The sequence below is a fragment of the Falsibacillus pallidus genome, from assembly GCF_003350505.1.
Taxonomy (GTDB): domain Bacteria; phylum Bacillota; class Bacilli; order Bacillales; family DSM-25281; genus Falsibacillus; species Falsibacillus pallidus.
Genome location: NZ_QQAY01000009.1, coordinates 110,132 through 128,758, shown reverse-complemented (window position 1 = coordinate 128,758; position 18,627 = coordinate 110,132). Strand labels below are relative to the sequence as shown.

At 41.3% G+C, this 18,627-nt stretch carries 19 protein-coding genes and 1 riboswitch; of the genes, 1 reads left to right on the top strand and 18 read right to left on the bottom strand.

Going from position 1 to position 18,627, the window contains the following annotated elements; all coding sequences use genetic code 11:
* Nucleotides 1–169 precede the first annotated feature (169 nt).
* From DFR59_RS13955 to DFR59_RS13880, 16 genes are all read right to left on the bottom strand, one after another.
* A complete protein-coding gene (locus tag DFR59_RS13955) occupies nucleotides 170–748 on the bottom strand; it encodes an ECF transporter S component (RefSeq protein ID WP_114746275.1) in 579 nt (192 codons plus the stop codon).
* A 161-nt stretch (nucleotides 749–909) separates the two neighbouring features.
* A riboswitch (FMN riboswitch) is annotated at nucleotides 910–1,038 on the bottom strand.
* Between the two features lie 294 nt (nucleotides 1,039–1,332).
* On the bottom strand, nucleotides 1,333–2,544 hold the full coding sequence (locus DFR59_RS13950) for a hypothetical protein (protein WP_114746274.1): 1,212 nt from the start codon (nucleotides 2,542–2,544) through the stop codon (nucleotides 1,333–1,335).
* Nucleotides 2,522–3,070 carry an RNA polymerase sigma factor SigX gene (gene sigX, locus DFR59_RS13945; protein ID WP_114746273.1) on the bottom strand — a complete coding sequence of 183 codons (549 nt, stop codon included), beginning with the start codon at nucleotides 3,068–3,070 and terminating at the stop codon, nucleotides 2,522–2,524. The genes DFR59_RS13950 and sigX overlap by 23 nt, the downstream gene beginning before the upstream one ends.
* 212 nt (nucleotides 3,071–3,282) lie before the next feature.
* Nucleotides 3,283–5,058, bottom strand: coding sequence for an ATP-binding protein (locus tag DFR59_RS13940; RefSeq protein ID WP_114746272.1), 1,776 nt, complete (start codon nucleotides 5,056–5,058; stop codon nucleotides 3,283–3,285).
* Nucleotides 5,055–5,771, bottom strand: a complete 717-nt coding sequence (locus tag DFR59_RS13935) for a response regulator transcription factor (protein WP_114746271.1) — start codon at nucleotides 5,769–5,771, stop codon at nucleotides 5,055–5,057. The genes DFR59_RS13940 and DFR59_RS13935 overlap by 4 nt, the downstream gene beginning before the upstream one ends.
* Before the next feature lie 121 nt (nucleotides 5,772–5,892).
* The gene (ccsB, locus tag DFR59_RS13930; RefSeq protein ID WP_114746270.1) at nucleotides 5,893–7,086 is read right to left on the bottom strand and encodes a c-type cytochrome biogenesis protein CcsB; all 1,194 of its coding nucleotides are present in this window, start codon (nucleotides 7,084–7,086) and stop codon (nucleotides 5,893–5,895) included.
* Nucleotides 7,087–7,108: 22 nt separating this feature from the next.
* Nucleotides 7,109–8,740 (bottom strand): cytochrome c biogenesis protein ResB, encoded by a 1,632-nt coding sequence (gene resB / locus DFR59_RS13925; RefSeq protein ID WP_114746269.1) that lies wholly within the window; start codon nucleotides 8,738–8,740, stop codon nucleotides 7,109–7,111.
* A 19-nt stretch (nucleotides 8,741–8,759) separates the two neighbouring features.
* Complete coding sequence (resA, locus tag DFR59_RS13920) at nucleotides 8,760–9,293, bottom strand: thiol-disulfide oxidoreductase ResA (protein WP_114746268.1); 534 nt, start codon at nucleotides 9,291–9,293, stop codon at nucleotides 8,760–8,762.
* Between the two features lie 104 nt (nucleotides 9,294–9,397).
* Entirely contained in the window at nucleotides 9,398–10,129 is a 732-nt protein-coding gene (locus DFR59_RS13915) for a pseudouridine synthase (protein ID WP_114746267.1), read from the bottom strand.
* Nucleotides 10,130–10,311: 182 nt separating this feature from the next.
* Complete coding sequence (locus DFR59_RS13910; RefSeq protein WP_147278276.1) at nucleotides 10,312–10,839, bottom strand: spore maturation protein; 528 nt, start codon at nucleotides 10,837–10,839, stop codon at nucleotides 10,312–10,314.
* 2 nt (nucleotides 10,840–10,841) lie between these two features.
* Nucleotides 10,842–11,435 (bottom strand): nucleoside recognition domain-containing protein, encoded by a 594-nt coding sequence (locus tag DFR59_RS13905; protein WP_114746265.1) that lies wholly within the window; start codon nucleotides 11,433–11,435, stop codon nucleotides 10,842–10,844.
* Nucleotides 11,428–12,549, bottom strand: a complete 1,122-nt coding sequence (locus tag DFR59_RS13900) for a D-alanyl-D-alanine carboxypeptidase family protein (protein WP_114746285.1) — start codon at nucleotides 12,547–12,549, stop codon at nucleotides 11,428–11,430. Before DFR59_RS13900 ends, DFR59_RS13905 begins: the two co-directional genes overlap by 8 nt.
* Nucleotides 12,550–12,738: 189 nt before the next feature.
* Nucleotides 12,739–13,632, bottom strand: a complete 894-nt coding sequence (locus DFR59_RS13895) for a superoxide dismutase (RefSeq protein ID WP_170137281.1) — start codon at nucleotides 13,630–13,632, stop codon at nucleotides 12,739–12,741.
* Between the two features lie 72 nt (nucleotides 13,633–13,704).
* Complete coding sequence (locus tag DFR59_RS13890; RefSeq protein ID WP_114746264.1) at nucleotides 13,705–14,193, bottom strand: DUF3907 family protein; 489 nt, start codon at nucleotides 14,191–14,193, stop codon at nucleotides 13,705–13,707.
* A gap of 46 nt (nucleotides 14,194–14,239) precedes the next feature.
* Nucleotides 14,240–14,830, bottom strand: a complete 591-nt coding sequence (scpB, locus tag DFR59_RS13885) for an SMC-Scp complex subunit ScpB (protein ID WP_114746263.1) — start codon at nucleotides 14,828–14,830, stop codon at nucleotides 14,240–14,242.
* Complete coding sequence (locus DFR59_RS13880) at nucleotides 14,817–15,584, bottom strand: segregation/condensation protein A (protein ID WP_245948489.1); 768 nt, start codon at nucleotides 15,582–15,584, stop codon at nucleotides 14,817–14,819. The genes scpB and DFR59_RS13880 overlap by 14 nt, the downstream gene beginning before the upstream one ends.
* 174 nt (nucleotides 15,585–15,758) lie before the next feature.
* On the opposite strand from DFR59_RS13880, the gene DFR59_RS13875 reads away from it, so the two are divergent.
* Nucleotides 15,759–16,283: a DUF309 domain-containing protein gene (locus DFR59_RS13875; RefSeq protein WP_114746261.1), complete on the top strand. Its 525-nt coding sequence runs from the start codon at nucleotides 15,759–15,761 to the stop codon at nucleotides 16,281–16,283.
* 43 nt (nucleotides 16,284–16,326) lie between these two features.
* Here the strand turns inward: DFR59_RS13875 and DFR59_RS13870 are convergent, their stop codons facing one another.
* Both DFR59_RS13870 and lysA read right to left on the bottom strand, forming a co-directional pair.
* Nucleotides 16,327–16,683, bottom strand: coding sequence for a GNAT family N-acetyltransferase (locus DFR59_RS13870; protein WP_114746260.1), 357 nt, complete (start codon nucleotides 16,681–16,683; stop codon nucleotides 16,327–16,329).
* A 552-nt stretch (nucleotides 16,684–17,235) separates the two neighbouring features.
* Nucleotides 17,236–18,564: a diaminopimelate decarboxylase gene (lysA, locus tag DFR59_RS13860; RefSeq protein WP_114746258.1), complete on the bottom strand. Its 1,329-nt coding sequence runs from the start codon at nucleotides 18,562–18,564 to the stop codon at nucleotides 17,236–17,238.
* Between the last annotated feature and the right edge of the window lie 63 nt (nucleotides 18,565–18,627).

Below are 18,627 nucleotides of genomic sequence, written 5' to 3'. Positions count from 1 at the left end.
CAGACAATGCACTACCTGTCAGCTAGACACTTCCGCCACTGCGGTGTGTCAGGGACTTTCACCCATTAGTCCGATGCGCTGCCAAGCGCACAAAAGAAGCTGAACCATTAATTCAGCTTCTTTTTCATTCCTGATGCAAAAAAAACAGCGGGCAGCCCCGCTGTTTTTTTTATGCGCTTTTATATGAATTTTTCATCATCCAGCCTTGCATGCGTGTAAATAGAAGCATGAATAGGCCCATGATGATAAAACCTTTTACAAAATTGAATGGCAGTATACCTGTAACGATCATGGCTCTGACTTCTCCACTGCTCATTGCAGGGTAATGCAGAAAATACGTATAAGCAGGAAGGATCACAAGATAATTCAAGATGCTCATGATGATGGACATGCTGAATGTACCTGCAATTAAGCCTATTGTCATAGCTTTCTTCGTCTTCAAGCGATTGAAGACATAGTAGGTTGGCAGGATATATAGGATACCGGCCATAAAGTTCGCAAAGTCCCCAACAGGAACTCCAGTTGCGCTTCCAGTCATCATATAATGCAGCCCATTCTTGATAAGTTCCACAAGAACCCCGGCTAATGGCCCCATCATGATAGCTGCCACTAATGCTGGAATATCACTGAAATCAATCAGCAAAAAGTTTGGGAAGAACGGAAGCGGAAAGTTCAACAGCATCAAGATATACGATAAGCTGCTTAACATCCCTACAACCACTAAAGATTTTACACCCATTTTATTCAATTTTCCTCTCTCCTTTGGAGATTCACCTCTTGTCAGAAGAAAGGCAGCCAGACCGATGTTCAGCCCATAAAGAATAATCCCCCAAGAAAATCAAGTTCTTGAGGGAGAATAGGCATGACTGAATAAGCGGTCAAAACATATCGTTTTAATCACTGGCCAACCTTCATCTTCTCCCATCCAGACTATACTGTCGGCTTTGGAATCTCACCAAATCCTGCCAAAAAGGCTCGCGGGCTCAGAATTGCTTCATTACCGCCGGTCGGGAATTTCACCCAGCCCCGAAGATGAATCGATATTTAATTTCAGGTTGATTATACTAGAAAAATGTTTTTTTGTGAAGAGATATGTTTTGATTTCAAGACAATGACTTTAAGCCATCCTCCCCCCGATAATGATTAAACTAATAAATATACCAAGAATCAATACAATCATAAATCTTCTTACATAATCCTGCATTATGCCCCTCCTTGATGGGTTGCTGACGAATTACTTTATGCCGGGACTTTATTCTTTAGAACAAAAAAGATGCCTTAAATTTCGTTTAACAAACTTAGGCATCACTTTCTTAGCCATTCAATAAAAATTTATGGCAATTCTTTTTTATTTGGGGAAATTGGAGTCTCAACCAATTTAGAGAAGTCATATCCTTCCCATTTTTCCGGGGTGATATTTTCAAATTGAATATACTTATACCCAAATTGATGGGCAGTAAGAAGCATTCCTTCAATCATTTTCAAGTTAGCTGCTTGATCTCCACTATTCAAATTCATTTTACTACTGAATTTTATGGTTTCTATTTCGCTGTTTTTTTCTTCAACCGAATAGTCTATTCCTTGCGGGATTATGCTCTGCAGTAAATCACTCGGACTATCTTTCATCATTTCAAATGCTTTTTGTGCATTTGGCATTATAACCTCACCAGGCACCAAATAATTATCGCCGTTTGGCAACGTATAGCTATAGTAGCCTGTTTTAAAACGATCGGGATTTATAATATCTATTGGACCAAAGCTTTCGAAATTCATTGGTTTACCTGCTTCATTGAGAATTTCTACGTCTTTTATCCCCATCTGTTCAAAATCGTATTGGAAAACACGGAGGTAAATACTTGACTCTAACGACAGAGCAGTAGTATACGGATTATTTTCGTCCAGCTTCACAACCATTTTCTGTTTTTGCTCATCGTAGTTCAATTCCCCCTGAAGCGGATAGAAATCATCGAAGCCCCAGTCTTGTTCAGGAATCTTTTCTGCTGTTGCATTAAACGCATCCATCCAGCTGCTGTATTTGGCCTTATCAACCAATATGGTGATTGGGACGAAAATGGCATCAGGACTTGGCAGCCCAAACCTTAGGACATAATGATCTTTTTCTTCCTCTTTGGATACCGTCGTCTTAATAGGTTCTTCAGCAGCCTTTAACATGGAGATACCTGCGCTTCTTGAGGCGTCCTGACTATTAATATCTGAATTTGATGATGGCGGCACATCTTTCCTCAGTTCTTGCTTCTTAAAATTCTTTTCTTCTCCGTGGAAGGATTGCTTCTTCAATTGGTCATGCGGTCCTGCCAGCTGAAGAGGTTCATTCGTCAAGACAGGTAGGATGAGCACAATTATCAAAACAACTGCTGCAGCAGCAGCTGAAAATGAAAATACTGCGGGCAGTTTTCTTTTCGATGCTTTTTGAGTCTGCTGTATTTTTTCATATATTTCATGCGGACTGCGTTCATCATGAATTTTAGGCATGGCTTTAAATAATTCTTCGATTCGATGGTCATCCCATTCTGACTTTTTCATTCGATTCCCCCCCCTTTCGCGACTTATCATTCATTAAGTCCTTCAAGGTCTTAATGGCACGATGCTGAGTGGTTTTCACTTTACTTTCCGTCCAATTAAGTGCATCTGCAGTCTCTGTGATGGACAATTCATTCATATACCTCATGACAATGACTAGCCTTTGGTCCGTGGAACATGCATCCAGACATTCGAAGAGCTGCCTTAGCTCTTCTTTCTGAAGTGTGATGTCCTCCGGAAGAGGGAGATCATCTTTCAATTGCTGGCTTCCCCAATCAAATTTTTCCATCAATCGGCCTTTCCAGCCTTTCTCTTTACGGAAATGATCGATTGCAACATTCCTTGCAATGGAGAATAACCATGTCTTTTCGGAGCTTTTCCCTTGGAATTTTTTATAAGATTTCAATACACGGATATAGACTTCCTGTACCAGGTCTTCTGCCTGCTCTTTGCTCTTCACCATATACACCAGGAATTGAAACACATCCTGATGGTATTTCGTATATAAATCCTGAAAAACGGAGTCCATTCATTTACCTCCCCGTTCAAAATATTAGTCGTACAGTACGTGCAAAAGGTTACACACATACTATATCTTGAATATGACGTTTATGGAAGATTATTCTTAATTTTCCTTTGAAACAAAAACACCTTGAACTTTTTTGGCATTTAGCCAAAAAGCACAAGGTGCATGTCTGTTTCTCATGAAACAAGATTAACCGTCATCATTCTTCAGGATTTTCACTTTGTTCTTGGCAAAAAGAAAGAAAATGTCGTCCCATGTCCGACTTTGCTTTGAACGGATATCTGTCCTTTATGGGCATCAATGATATTTTTAGCAATCGCTAAACCAAGGCCTGTTCCTGAGCGCCCTCTGGTCCTGGCTTTATCTGCTTTATAAAAGCGTTCAAAAACAAAAGGAAGATCTTCTTGAGGTATACCGGATCCGGTATCCTTTACATCAATGGTTATCCCGTGTGTACGGTTTTTCTGAACGACCTCCACACGTCCCCCTTCAGGTGTATGTCGAATCGCATTATCGATTAAATTCGTCAAAACTTGCTCTATCCGATCCGGATCAAATTCAAACCACTCTATTTCATGTTTGAGGCTTACAGTCAATTCTATCTTTTTCTCCCGTGCAAGACCTTGAAATTTATTAGTCACTCGTTCAAGAAAAGGCTTGAAATCAACCGGTTCTTTATTTAAGGAAATATGCCCCGCTTCCATTCGTGCCAAATCAAGCAGTTCATTCACTAGCCTTCCCATTCTTAAAGATTCATCATAAATGATTTTTGCAATTTCTTTTTTCTCATCCTCAGTGCTGGCAATATCGTCTATGATTGCTTCGCTATACCCTTGAAGCATGGCAATAGGCGTCCTCAATTCATGCGATACATTTGCAATGAAATCCTTGCGGAGTTTATCCAGCTGTCTTTCTTCCGACATATCCCTTACGACAGCAACCGCTCCCCTTACATTTTGCTGATTATATAGCGGGCTGACCACGACTACATAATATCTTCCTTGGAGCATCAATTCCCCGGTCTGTTCCATTTCGGTATCGATGACCTTATTGAGGAGCTCCAAAACCCGGATTGGTGCTGCATGGTCCCCATTTTCACCTTGTTCATAGTACCATTGCTGCAAAAACCGCTCAGCAGGAGGATTTGTTATCAAAACCGTGCCATCGCGATTGAATGTGATGACACCGTCAGCCATACTGCTCAATATACTTGAAAGCTGCTCTTTTTCCTGATTGAGGGCATTCAAGTTGATTTTCAATTGGCGTCCCATCTGATTAAAGGCAGTAGCCAGCTCGCCTATTTCATCATGTGTCAGTATGGGTACCTTTGTATCAAACTTCCCTCTGGCGACTTCAAATACAGCTTCCCGCATCTTTCTCAAAGGGGCAGTGATCCTCGTAGATAAAAAGAAAGCAAAAATGGTCGTCAAAATGATGGCAATCCCCGCCGAAAGCAGTATCAGCCTAGTGGTCTGCTGCGTTGTTTCTTTGATGACGCCAAGTGATTGATAGATATAGACCGCACCGGTTTGGTGTCCTTTCATATGCAGGGGCACACCAATGATGATGATATTTTCATAACGGCTTTCATTGGACTGCGATCCCATGAGGCTCATTTCTTTTTTTACCATTTTATCCTCGGTAACAGTTTTCATGAGCTCCTTGTCCTTAAGTACAGTAGCAAGGGGGATTTTTTCTGATTTCTTCGTACCAGGGGAAAAATAAGTTTTCTTCCCGTCCATCAGCACCATTACATGAGCAGGCTTATCTGCTATCTCCCAAGCGATTTCTAACCCGATTTCATTGTTTCCGTGCTCTTCCATGATATAAGCGATCTTCTTTACTGTAGCGGTTAGATCATTCTCAACCTGTTTCACATGGTATCCTTCAAAAAACTCAAGAAGAAGGATTGTAAGGATGAATAATACAAATGAAACAAGGAGCAGGATGGTCATCCACAGCTTCCCTACTACGCTTCGCCAAAGCCTCATTCATTCACTACCTCGAACTTGTAGCCTACTCCCCATACAGTGACAATCATCTTAGCGGCTTGCTCAGAGACTTTATTGAGCTTTTCTCTCAGCCTTTTCACATGGGTATCCACCGTTCTTAAATCTCCGAAAAACTCATAATGCCAAACTTCTTTCAAAAGGTGTTCCCTGTCATAGACCTTATCAGGGGCTTTTGCGAGGAAATACAGCAGTTCATATTCTTTTGGCGTCAAATTGACTTCGATATCATCCGCAGTCACTCTATGGGCATCATTATCAATCGTCAGGTGAGGATAAACAATGACATCCTTTGACATGGTCTGTGATTGGTTAAAGTTAACGCTTGCTGAACGCCTAAGAAGGGCTTTCACCCGAAGAACTACTTCTCTTGGACTGAACGGCTTAACAATATAATCATCGGTTCCCACTTCAAAGCCCTGTACCCTGTTCGCTTCTTCTCCTTTAGCGGTCAACATGATGACAGGAGTAGATTTTTTCTCCCGAAGCTCCCGGCAGACTTCAATACCATCTTTTCCCGGCAGCATCAAATCCAGCAAAATGCAGTCATAATCGTTATTCAATGCCATTTCCAATGCTTCTTCACCGTTCTCAGCTTCATCGATTATATATTTTTCCCTCTCTAAATACATTTTGATCAGCTTTCGAATTCTTTCTTCATCGTCCACAACCAACAATCGAATATCCTGTTCCATATGTATCCTCCTATTCAATCTTATTTCCTTTATTGTATTCGAAAAAAGCCTCCACTTAAAGTGAAGGCTTCAGACCGATGACCAGAAGCTTCATCCAGTCTGAAATTATTTGTTTATTTTATTATGCGTATGAATGCAGTCCTGCAATGACTAGGTTAACGGCAACTAGATTAAACATGATGATGGCGAACCCAATTACAGCAAGCCATGCAGATTTTTCACCATGCCATCCTTTAGACATGCGCAGATGAAGGAATGCTGCATAAAACAAGAATGTGATGAGGGCCCATACTTCTTTCGGATCCCATCCCCAATATCTTGTCCAAGCCATTTGAGCCCAGATCATGGCGAATATCAACGCCCCAAGTGTGAATACAGGGAAGCCAATCAATACAGAACGGTATCCAATCTCATCAAGTAAATCCGATTTCACGTTTTTAGCCAATGGCTGCAATGCGGCGCCGATTCGTTTACGAAGGATCAGACGAAGGATTAAATAAAGAACGATTCCACCGCCTAACGACCAGATTACTGTATTGAACTTCATGGCATTGAAGAAAGCAGGAAGTTCCACCCACGGATCCATGCGGCCTGCAGTCGTCAACTTTCCATCATGCGGACCGACAAGTGGAGGTACATTATAGTCCATGACTTTTTCTGCACCGCTTCGATCAACCCAATTAAATGAAGCTTTATAATCCATTAATGAGAAGGTTGTGGTTACAGCCACAAATCCCAGTACGGCAATGAGTCCAAATAGAACAGCCTCAAGCCAGAATGTTTTCTTGCTTCTCTTTGATTGGTCGATATTCTTTACAAGATAAATCAAGCCAGCTGCAAAACTAATGGCTAGAATTGCTTCTCCGGCTGCAGCAGTAGTAACGTGGATATGAAGCCAATCACTTTGCAGCGCAGGAATCAATGGGCTGACTTCCTTCGGGAACATACTTGCATAGGCAATGACCAGAAGGGCAATCGGCAATGCAAACAATCCCAATACAGCTGTCCGATAAATGAAGAAAATTATAATGAATGCACCAACAAGCATCATACCGAAGAATGTTGTAAATTCAAACAGATCACTGACGGGTGCATGTCCTGATGCAATCCATCTTGTTATGAAGTACCCAATTTGTGCTGCGAATCCAATGACGGTGATCGTAATGGCAATTTTACCCCATGTATTCAGTTTGGATAAATCCTTTGCGACCCCATGTTTAGAACGAATGGATCCCCCAAAGAAAAAAGTACCGATTAGATACATGATAAACGCTAAATACAGAAGGTTGCTGCTTACGTCTACTAAATTCGTCATAACTGGATCCCTCCCTTTTCAATTATTCCTTATCTATTTCCTTTTCCTGCAGCTGATCGACTGGTTCAGCTATTGAAGTTTCATTCAAAACGTAGGCGATATCTTTTTTTAATCCGAACCAATTTTTATTTGTATGGCCGCTCACCAAGACTTTTCCGCCTTTACGCTGAAGCCAGATTCTTCTGTGGTTCCAATATGCCCCTTGAATGACCCCGATCATAAATATGATTCCACCAATGGCAATCACCCATAGAGTCAGGTCTTTTTTAACAGATAGAGCAGATACATTGCGGGTATCGATGCCGGCAAATGACATTTTGTATTCATTCTTGCCAAAAGGTTCTACATTTTGTTTAATAGCTACAAAACTTACTTCTCCATCTGGATGTTCAGGAGAAATCATATTAAAAAGAAATGCAGGATTGTTTGGAACAGGAGACTTTGTTTGAGGTTCTCCCTCTTTTGAAAATCCTGAGAAGTCAGGATAATAGCCCATCAGTTCGATTTTATATCCATTTTTCAGGTTATAAGAATCTTTCGGATTGAATAAATCGACCTTAATGTTGCCGAATTTATCTCCTGTTTCTTTACTAGTCAGATCAAAATACATAGCCTGAAATTCATCCATTTTAAAGTCCACTTGATAAACTGCATACTTATCAAATGTAAGCGGCTGATTAACCTTGATCTGTTTGGATTTAACTTTTTTCAGATTTGTTTCCCCAGGGACTTCCCCATCTTCCCTTTTATACAATTCAACATTTGATTGATAGTTTTTGGCAATGGTTCCAACCCTGTCAATGGCTTGATCAAATACAGCAGAATCATTTTGCTTATCGTATGTCTGCAAAATGAATTTCTTATTTTTCAGATAGTATTTTTCGTGCGTGCCTGGAAGAACCTTGGTCTCCCCTTCACGAATCCAGACCACTTTATCTACGTACATGCCCGGTATGAAGCGAAGCATGGCGCCAATCAGGAAAATGATAAGCCCTATATGATTGATGTATGGACCCCAGCGGGAAAACCTTCCTTTTTCAGCAAGGATGTTTCCGTTTTCTTCACGAATGGAATACCTTTTTTCCTTGAGCTTACCTGCAGCTGTTTTCATATCTTCTTCAAGATTGCTCACTTCCGAAATCCCAAAGACGCGCTGTCTTTTTAAAAAGCCTTCATGCCTGGTGACCCGCTGTTTTTTAAGCGCTTTATATAATGGGATGACCCTGTCGAGACTGCAAATCACAAGAGAAATCCCGATGGATGCGATTAAAATCAAATACCACCAGGAGCTGTATAGATTATTGAATCCAAGTGTATAATAAGCATCTCCAAGCCAGCCGTATGTATCTTTATAATAATCTGCAGGGTCCACTGTTGGAGGGATATACATTTGCTGAGGGAAAATCGTTCCTAATGCCGAGGCTATGAGCGTCACGACAATAAGCCATACCCCTACCTTAACAGAGGAGAAGAAGTTCCATATCTTGTCGATAATCGTCTTGTTATAGACCTGGGACCTTCTGGCACTTCCTTCATACCTCATATCATGCAGCCGGTCATTTTTTGCTTCCTCGGTAAGAGCTCGTCCGCACGCTTCACAGAGTACGGTGCCATGCGGATTGACGTGCCCGCATTCACATTTGATATCTTTCATTTCAAACTACTCCCTTAATTTAAGGTTTAATACGCTCCATATCTTTCTTGACATCTTCTTCCGTCATCGTTCCTTTGATGATATCTACTATTTCACCTTTCGGATTGATTAAGAAGGTAGTTGGAAGCGGATCAATACCATAGGCGGTTTGGACATCTTTATTTTTATCCACCACAACTGGAAACGTAAGTCCGTACCTCTTAATAAAATTATTGATCAAAAATTGGGACTCGCCGACATTGACTGCCAAGACCTCTACGCCTTGATCTTTAAATTCCTTATATTGATTGTCCATAAAAGGCATTTCCCTTTTACATGGATCACACCATGTTCCCCAGAAGTTAAGGAATACCCCTTTTCCCTTATACTCTGATAGTCTGTGTTTATTTCCATTCATATCTACTAACGAGAAATCAGGCGCCTTGTCTCCTGCCTTCAGCTGACCTCGTTCTTCTTTGGTGAAGTTTGCATATAATGTGTATGCCACTGCCGCAATGAGGACAACCAAAATGGCCGTCCGGATCCAAAGCCTCTGCTGCTTGCTTTGCGCCATTATACCTTCCTCCTTGATGTAATCGGTCACATTTTGCTCCTAATTATATCATTATTAACGGTTTTTGGATTAATTGGATATGTGACACTTTTATGAAGAATGAATTATTTGATCGACCCTGTCTCTGAAAGTGTACGGAGAAGTTTAACTTCATGCGGGGACAATTCCCTTGCTTCCCCTGCATTCAATCCGTGCAATGTAAGGAAGGCCAGCTTTTCGCGCTTCAGCTTGGATACAGGATGGCCAATGGCTTCAAACATCCTTCTTACCTGTCTGTTCCTGCCCTCATGGATTGTGATTTCAACGATGGCTTTATTCATTTTTTTATCAAACGATGTAACTTTCACCTTTGCCGGAGCTGTTTTGCCATCTTCGAGCATGATTCCATGTTCCAATTTTTTGATAGCTTCCCTGCTTGGCAGCCCTTTTAGCCTCGCTACATATGTCTTTGGAATTTCATACCTTGGATGCATGATGGCATTTGCAAATTCTCCGTCATTTGTCAAAAGGAGAAGACCGGATGTATCATAGTCCAATCGGCCGATCGGGTATATCCTCTGGGATATGTGAGGGAAAAAGTCAGTGACCACTTGTCTGCCTTTATCATCGGATGCTGCAGAAATGACAGCTCTCGGTTTGTAAAAAAGGTAATAGACTTTTTCTTCACTTTCAATCTGAACGCCTTCCACTTCGATCCTGTCATTCCCGGAAACCTTTGTCCCCAGTTCCTTGACTACCTGTCCGTTCACTTTTACTTTTCCTTTTACGATAAGCTCTTCCGCTTTGCGTCTTGAAGCAATACCAGCGTGAGCAATTACTTTTTGCAATCTTTCCATCTATATTCACCTCAGCTAATGGTTTCATTTTTAATATCAAACATTTGATATACAAAATACGGAATAGTATCCGCCTTTATGAATTATTACACATGTATGTCGAAAAGCAAAGGACAAATCCCAGTACTGAGCACTCAACCTTCTCAAAAACAAAAAAAGATGCCGATAAGCATCTTTGAAATTCAAAATATCCAAGCCACCACTATAATTGCTGCTGCAATGCCCACTAAATCTGCAAGAAGCCCAACTTTCAAAGCGTCTCCCATTTTTTTAATGCCCACTGCGCCAAAATAGACGGTAAGCACATAAAACGTCGTATCTGTACTGCCTTGAAGGACCGAGGCCAGCCTCCCTACATAGGAATCTGCCCCGTGTGTCGAAATTATGTCGCTCATCATTCCAAGTGCAGCGTTGCCCGATATCGGTCTGATCAATGCGAGGGGAACTACCTCGGCTGGTACACCGATTGCTGAAAGAAGAGGTTTGGTGAGGTTTACGAAAAAATCCATTGCGCCGGATGCACGAAAAACCGTAATAGCGACGAGCATTCCCACTAAATAAGGAATAATCGAGAATGCGATCTTGATTCCTTCCTTTCCCCCTTCAACAAAACTTTCGTAAGACGGGACTCTTTTCCATATGCTATAAAGCAAAATGAATGCGATGAGCACCGGAATCATCCAAAGTGATAGGAGCGATAGCCATTGCATTGTCACTTCACCTCTTTGCGAGATCTTCTATAGTAAAAATAGCGGTCTATGAATATAGCAAAAATGGCAGAAATAAAGGTAGCGAATAACGTGGGTCCTACGATTTCAGTAGGGGATGCCGACCCATAATTCATCCTGATGGCGATGACGGTTGTTGGTATTAGAGTAAGACTTGATGTGTTTATTGCTAAAAATGTTATCATTGATCTGCTTGCGACAGGCTTTCCTCCATTAAGCTCCTTTAATTGCTCCATCGCTTTGATCCCCAGTGGGGTTGCAGCATTTCCCAATCCAAACATATTCGCTATCATATTTGACAGTATATAGCCCATAGCGGGGTGTCCTGGAGGAACCTCCGGGAATAGCCTCTGGACTAATGGACGAAAAAACGATGACATTTTTTCAAGAAGCCCCGAATCTTGGGCAATCTTCATAATCCCGAGCCAAAAAACCAAAATGCTGATCAGTCCTATACATAGCGTCACTGCCTCATTGGCAGAATGAAAAATGGCTTCATTCACTTCCTTCATTTTCCCGTTGACTGCCGCAAAAATAAGCCCGATGATAGTCATTCCCACCCAAATGTAATTAACCATCTATTCTCACACCCAGTCCTGCCAGGAATACTTCCTGAAAGAGATCAATCCAGCTCGATGTATCCTTTGAGGCGCCGTGATTGAAGTATATTGGGACGGTCCTGACATTTTTCTCATTAAAATATATCAATGCTTTTCCGACAATATCAGGTGTATGGCTGGATTTCTTCTTCCAATCTTTTTGAGGCTTCAGCAATTGATACTCGACTCTCATATTTTCTTTTTCATTTGAAGCAAGCGGATATTCAACATCACTCTTTATATAGACCTTTCCTTTATAAAATGAGTCTGAAATGTCCTTTATAGTTCCCTTTTCAAGCACAAGCATTTGATCATAATGACTAAAACCGTAATTGTACATCGTTATATGATCATTCCAGTCATCCGGCGCGTTAAGGGTGACAGCGATTAAATGTTGACCGTCCTTTGCCGCTGTCGTAACGAGAGTCCTTTTTGCTCTTTTGGTAAAACCTGTTTTTCCCCCTGTGCAATACTCATATTTTTCTGTAAGCAGCCTGTTCTTATTTCTCCAGGTTCTCTCCCATTCGCTGTCCGGATCATCAGCATGATATACCTTCGTACCGGATATCTTTTTAAATTCGGGATTATGCATGGCGTATTTCATTAGTATGGCCATATCATAGGCTGTGGAATAATGATTTTCATGATCATCGAGTCCATGCGGGTTGGCAAAATGAGTATTTTTCATCCCTATTTCTTCTGCCTTTTTGTTCATCAAATAAACAAAACCATCGAGGCTTCCGCCAACATGTTCTGCAATGGCAACAGCTGCATCATTGCCTGAGCGGAGCATAAGCCCATACACCAAATCTTCGAGCTTTACTTTTTCTCCTTCCTTTAAATATAGGGACGACCCTTCCGTATATACAGCTTTTTTGCTGACTTTTACATCTTGATTCATTTCTCCCGATTCAATAGCCAGTATTGCGGTCATAATTTTTGTAATAGAGGCAATCCTCATTTTTTGATTGGCATTTTTCTCATATAAAATCCTACCGGTATCCTGATCAATCAGTACAGCCCCTCTGGCACTGACTGAAAATCCGGATGCTTTTGCAAGGGACGGCATGAACCCCATCACCGCAATCGTCATGGCAATATATATGTAAAAAACCTTATTTCTCAAAAAGACACCTCTTCCCATCTTGTTTGTACAAGTTTATGCAGGACAAGCGGCGTTATGAACTAAATTGCTTTCAATCCAACAGAAAAGCTCCCCTCCTTTATCCATGGATACCTGCCATGAATGAGAGAGGGGAGCTTGCCGGAAACGGCCTGTGCCTCAAAATGCCTTCCATCTTAACTTTTTTGCTTTTTCAAAACGCGATTCCACCAGCGGCCAATTAACAACATTCCACCAATTCTTCACATACTCTGCACGGTTGTTTTTATATTGAAGATAATAGGCATGTTCCCACACATCAATCACTAGCAGTGGAATCGTATCCCATTGGGTCAAGTTCATATGTTTTTCCGATTGAAGAATCTCCAGTCTCCTGGCTCTCATTGACCAGACCAATACGGCCCATCCTGAACCTTCCACCGCAATAGCTGCCTCTGAAAACTGCCGTTTAAATGCTTCAAAACTCCCAAAGGAAATCTCGATGGCTTTCATTAAGCCCTCCGCTGGCATTCCCCCGCCATTTGGGCTCATTACTTCCCAAAATAAAGTATGGAGGTAGTGGCCCGATCCGTGAAAACTCAATTCTCGTTCCCAGTGCTTTATTAGTGAAAAATCATTCGTTTTTCTTGCTTCCATCAGTTTATTTTCTGCTTTATTCAATCCATCCACATATGACTGATGATGTTTATCATGATGAAGCATCATAATTTCCCCTGAAATGTATGGCTCTAAAGCATTATACCCATAAGGCAATGGAGGCAGGGAATGTCCGCCGGGCGGAATTTTAATCTCTTCTGTCCATATATATCCGCCAACTTCCCTCTTTTCATTGGCTTCTTGTGCGGATCGATGAATTTCTACCGCTAACTCATAAATTTCCTTGCTGATCAATGCTTCACTGCCGGTAGAATCTTCTAACCTTAAAATGAGATTGTCAAACGCCGCTAACTTGTTCATCCAATCTTCTTTTACGCCAGTACCTTGAAGTGATGCTTCAAGACTGTTTCGCCAGCCCCTCATTTGCCGGATATACGAACGATATTCTTCTTGCATATAAAACACACCCTCCTCACGTTTATTAAACTATGAAGAGGGTGTGGGTTTTGAGCTTATTTTAAAGAGAAATTATTTTGACTGCATCATTTTTGTTCTATAATCTGTTTCATAATAATCAAGTTCTTCCCGGAATCGCTGAAAGTCCAATTCCAAAGTGGAAATAAGCTCTTGAACTTTTTGTGGTGCAGATTTTCTGAATTTTATTGCTTGCCTTCCTGTATATGCAGACCTTGGATCTTCATACCAGGAATCATTTTTAGGGGAAAAGAACTCTTCGATACATAGATGATAAATGGAATACAAAGCTTTTTCAGCAGCCATCTTATTGAATGGTTCGCACTTTAAGGCAAGGCTGCAGGCATCCTTCCCGTCTTCGCAGGAAACCAGTATGCGCCTCAAAACAGAGAGCAGCCCTTCAGAATAATCCCTTTCTATGCCTTCTTCATGAATCAATTCACTCAACTTTGTCTCATTCAGGAACCCAGTGATCACCCCGATGGTTTTTTCCAGGAATCTCTTCACTTCTTCCGTCTGTGTTTGTACGATAGAGTTTCTCATATTCCCCTCCCATATCCTTAACGGCGTTTCCCGCATAATTGAAGCATTACACTTCCTGACTCAGAGTCTCTTGGAATTTGCCGAAAAATAAATCAGCATCTTCCTGGAGAAGGTCGTCTTCTGTCTTCTCAGGCAGAGGCGGCAATTCACTGATATTTTTAAGACCAAAATAATCTAAGAATTCTTTTGTCGTTCCGTATAATATGGCTCTACCTGTTCCTTCCGCTCTTCCAACCTCTTTGATCAACCCTTTGGAAACGAGGGTTTGAAGGGGCCTTTCTGTTTTGACTCCTCTTATATCCTCTATTTCCGCCCTCGTAATCGGCTGTTTATAGGCGACAATAGCCAAGCTTTCCAGAGCTGCTTGGGATAGCGTATTCACCCCTGGGGATTCTACCAATTTCTTTAGATATGGGGCAAATTCTTTTTTGGTCACCAGCTGGAACGTCCCTGCTATTTCCTTCAATTCCATTCCACGATTACTTGTTTCATAGTCTTCTTTTAAAACCTCTATGATTTCCCATGCCTGATGTTCTTCAATTTCCATTACTGTCATGATTTGCTTTAAATTCAAGCCTTCATCACCTGCTACGAAGAGCAGACTTTCTAAGATGCCTTTCCAATTAACGATTTCCAATGACTTCTGCTCCTTCCTTTGCTGTTATGAAAATGTCATCGAAATTCCCTTCCTGCTCCACAAGCAATTCATTCCTTTTCATCAGTTCAAGGATTGCTAAGAATGTAACGACGATATGGTCCTTTTCTTCATAAGGAAATAACTCAGCAAAACTTTTTCTTCCTGTAAAACTCCTAAGTTCCACCATGACTTCTTCCATTCTTTTCTCAATGGACAGTTCTTGTCTTGAAATCCTGGTGGTTACCGGCTTTTGCAGTTTCTTTCTTCGAAGGAGTTTATTAAAAGCTCCAAGCATATCATAAATGGTTACATTCAGTTCGAGCTTCTCACTTGAGGCTGCACCGGCAATTTCAGAAAGATCGCTTGGAGGTTTGGTGAATATCTGTCCTCGCTCCTGCTCCCTCTGCTTTAATTCGTCTGCAGCACTTTTATACTTTTTATATTCTATTAGCCTTTCAACTAATTCATCCCTCGGATCCATTTCATCTTCGAACTCAAATTCTTCTTCGTCCAGATCATCGTGGTGCTTTGGCAGAAGCGTCTTGCTTTTAATGGCAAGAAGCGTTGCAGCCATGACCAGATATTCACTTGCTACATCAAGTTTCAGTTCCTTCATGGCATGGACGTACATAAGATACTGTTCTGTAATTTGAGCCATGGGGATATCATATATATCTATTTCCAGAGAATTGATTAAATGCAGCAAAAGATCCAATGGACCTTCAAATGCATCTACTTTAACACTATATTCCAAATTCATCACCTGTTCTTTTTACCCGCTGTTTTGGGCTACCTTTAAGTATAGAGGATAGTTCCCCATTCTCCAATAGGAAACTTGAAAGAAAAGCTTTCACTGCGGAAGTTGGATTGTTTTTTCGCAAAATATATTATGCTACACTTGTAGGATAGAAAGAAAGTAGGGAACAACATGTCATATCCTAGAGAATATATAGACTATCTTGTTCAATTTCATGCTTGCCGCGACTATTTTGAATGTCATGAAATCCTTGAAGAATATTGGAAAGATCGCGAAGGCCGAAGAAAAGATTCCATATGGCTCCCATTCATTCAGTTAGCTGTCGCTCAATATCATCACAGAAGAAATAATTGGCCAGGTGCCAGGAAGATGATGTCCAAGGCGATAAAGGGGTTTGAAGGACGCAGCAAAATGGTTTCTGATTTAGGCTTGAATGACGATGAATTCTTCCAGCTTCTGTCCATTTCTCTATCCAAGATCGATCAAAGAGAAGAATATGAAAGCATGGAATTACCGATAAAAGACCCGGATCTGATGAAAATATGCCGGCAAGAGTGTAAAAAACATCAATATAGCTGGCAAAAAAGCGATCTCACCAACCATGCACTAATCCATAGGCATCGGACAAGGGATCGGTCAGAAGTCATCCATGCAAGGAATAATGCCTTATTGAAAAAGAACATTGATCCAAAATAAAAATGAGCACCTGATGGCAGGTGCTCATTTTTATTGATTTCATTCAGAGAGCTTCTCCTTCAAAATCACATTTATCAAAAAAAGCTGATGTATTTTGGTTTGGCTTTAGTTCTTTATTCTCATATAAGTGACTGAGTTCTTTTATCATTTTTTTGCCTATTCCTTCATGGCGATGTGATGGATTCACTGAAATATGCTGAATTTCAACTTCCTCTTCAGCTACAACAACGCCAATCAGACCGATGATATCTTCCTCTTTCCAAAGAAATAGCTGCCAATCCTGGTTTTCTTCATAATTTTTCATGGTCTGCTGCAGCTTTTTTATATCTTTTTCACTTGGCATGAAGGACATCAAGCCCATTGCAATTTTTTCAAATGTTTTTTTAAAGCGTATTAACATCACATAATCCCTCTTTTATTTTCCGCTTCTTTTGGCTATTACCATTATTTACAAATAACTTAATTCTTAATCGTACTCTATCTTACTAGATAAAATAGCAACATTCAATCTTGACAAGCACATTACTTTGAGCCTATGAAAATCCAATAAATGATTCCCCAACCGATTGTCAACAGGCCTAAAATAATAAACAACGCTGCATTATTGACTTTCAATTTTCATTTCTCCTTTATAAAACAAGACGGCATTCCCATTCTTTTTTTCCTAACAAAGACTCTTGTCTGTTATTGTATTCATTTTATTATGATTCTGCAAATCTATTATAAGAAAAGCGCAAGCGGCTCGATCAGCCCCGACCCGCATAAGACGGAACTCGAAGGAAATCCTGATTTCCGTAGAGGTACGACTTATGACCTCGAGGGGCTAGGCGCTGGAGCTGGACAGCACTTCACTCAGAATTTTTATACTCTCTTATCTATAAAAACAGGCTTCCGCTATTGTATGTCAAAACAATGTGCGGAAGCCGCTGCTCTTTAAAATCTATCGTTTGGATCAGCGGGAATAGTTTCCTGCATTGGCATTGAGGGGCATATCCAAGTGAATGATATCCTTAAGGCTTTCCCTGCGGACAACAAGGACATCCCTGCCATTCTCCACGAATACTACCGGAGGGCGTGGTATTCTATTATAATTATTAGCCATTGAATACCCATATGCACCTGTACAGAAGACAGCAAGTAAATCTCCTTTTTGGACTTGCGGCAGATGGATGTCCCAAATAAGCATATCCCCAGATTCGCAGCACTTTCCTGCAATGGATACAAGCTCTTCTTTTGGATCATTCGCTCTATTGGCAAGCACTGCCTCATATTTTGCATCGTATAGGGCCGGCCTGATATTATCGTTCATTCCGCCATCGACAGCAATATATTTGCGGACATTCGGAACATCTTTTTGGGAGCCTGCTTCATACAATGTCGTACCGGAATCCCCGACAAGTGAACGTCCCGGTTCAATCCAAATCTCAGGCATTTCCAGCCCGTATCTGATGCTTTCTTCCTTCACCTTTGTGATGATTTCCTCTACATATCTTGCCGGCGGGATCGGATCATCTTCTGCGGTATATCTGATGCCAAATCCTCCACCTAAATTCAGTACTTTAGGCTCAAAATGATGCTTTTTGCTCCATTCATTGAGTTTTTCCATGATTTTTTCCGCTGCAAGTACAAATCCTGTTGTATCAAAAATCTGGGAACCGATATGGCAATGGATGCCTAGGAGATCAATCCACGGAGAGTCAGCAGCAGCCAGCAAAGCTTTTTCCGCCTGGCCGTTTTGAAGGTCGAAGCCGAACTTCGAATCTTCCTGGCCCGTCAGAATATAGTCATGTGTATGCGCCTCGATACCGGGAGTGACTCTCAAGAGCACGCTCATTTGTGTTTTCTGTTCGGAACAAACCTCTTCAAGAAGAGATAATTCAGAGAAATTATCAACGACGATGCAGCCTACCTTATGCTCCAGCGCCATTTTCAATTCTTCTTCACTTTTATTATTGCCATGGAAATGAATTTTCTCAGTGGGGAATCCAGCTGCTAACGCCGTATAGAGTTCTCCTGCTGACACCACATCCAATGAAAGGCCTTCTTCCGCAGCCAGCTGCACCATAGCGATGGAAGAAAACGCTTTGCTTGCATAGGCTACCTGTGCTTTTACATTCAACCGGTCAAAGGTTTCCTTAAATCCCCTCGCCCGTTCGCGGATTAAGGCTACATCATATACATAAAGCGGCGTTCCATACTTCTTGGCAAGTTCTACTGTATCGCATCCGCCAATCTCCAGGTGACCGGCTTCGTTGATTGCTGAAGTTCCATAAAAATGCATGATTCCCCACACTCCATTTTGCTGTCATAAACAAATAGACAGCAGCCAGGATTTCTTCCGACT

Coding starts and splice junctions, on each gene's coding strand:
- DFR59_RS13950 (WP_114746274.1), bottom strand. CDS start 2,544: ATGAAAAAGTCAGAATGGGATGACCATCGAATCGAAGAATTATTTAAA.
- sigX (WP_114746273.1), bottom strand. CDS start 3,070: ATGGACTCCGTTTTTCAGGATTTATATACGAAATACCATCAGGATGTG.
- DFR59_RS13940 (WP_114746272.1), bottom strand. CDS start 5,058: ATGAGGCTTTGGCGAAGCGTAGTAGGGAAGCTGTGGATGACCATCCTG.
- DFR59_RS13935 (WP_114746271.1), bottom strand. CDS start 5,771: ATGGAACAGGATATTCGATTGTTGGTTGTGGACGATGAAGAAAGAATT.
- ccsB (WP_114746270.1), bottom strand. CDS start 7,086: ATGACGAATTTAGTAGACGTAAGCAGCAACCTTCTGTATTTAGCGTTT.
- resB (WP_114746269.1), bottom strand. CDS start 8,740: ATGAAAGATATCAAATGTGAATGCGGGCACGTCAATCCGCATGGCACC.
- resA (WP_114746268.1), bottom strand. CDS start 9,293: ATGGCGCAAAGCAAGCAGCAGAGGCTTTGGATCCGGACGGCCATTTTG.
- DFR59_RS13915 (WP_114746267.1), bottom strand. CDS start 10,129: ATGGAAAGATTGCAAAAAGTAATTGCTCACGCTGGTATTGCTTCAAGA.
- DFR59_RS13910 (WP_147278276.1), bottom strand. CDS start 10,839: ATGCAATGGCTATCGCTCCTATCACTTTGGATGATTCCGGTGCTCATC.
- DFR59_RS13905 (WP_114746265.1), bottom strand. CDS start 11,435: ATGGTTAATTACATTTGGGTGGGAATGACTATCATCGGGCTTATTTTT.
- DFR59_RS13900 (WP_114746285.1), bottom strand. CDS start 12,549: ATGACGATTGCGGTGATGGGGTTCATGCCGTCCCTTGCAAAAGCATCC.
- DFR59_RS13895 (WP_170137281.1), bottom strand. CDS start 13,632: ATGCAAGAAGAATATCGTTCGTATATCCGGCAAATGAGGGGCTGGCGA.
- DFR59_RS13890 (WP_114746264.1), bottom strand. CDS start 14,193: ATGAGAAACTCTATCGTACAAACACAGACGGAAGAAGTGAAGAGATTC.
- DFR59_RS13875 (WP_114746261.1), top strand. CDS start 15,759: ATGTCATATCCTAGAGAATATATAGACTATCTTGTTCAATTTCATGCT.
- DFR59_RS13870 (WP_114746260.1), bottom strand. CDS start 16,683: ATGTTAATACGCTTTAAAAAAACATTTGAAAAAATTGCAATGGGCTTG.
- lysA (WP_114746258.1), bottom strand. CDS start 18,564: ATGCATTTTTATGGAACTTCAGCAATCAACGAAGCCGGTCACCTGGAG.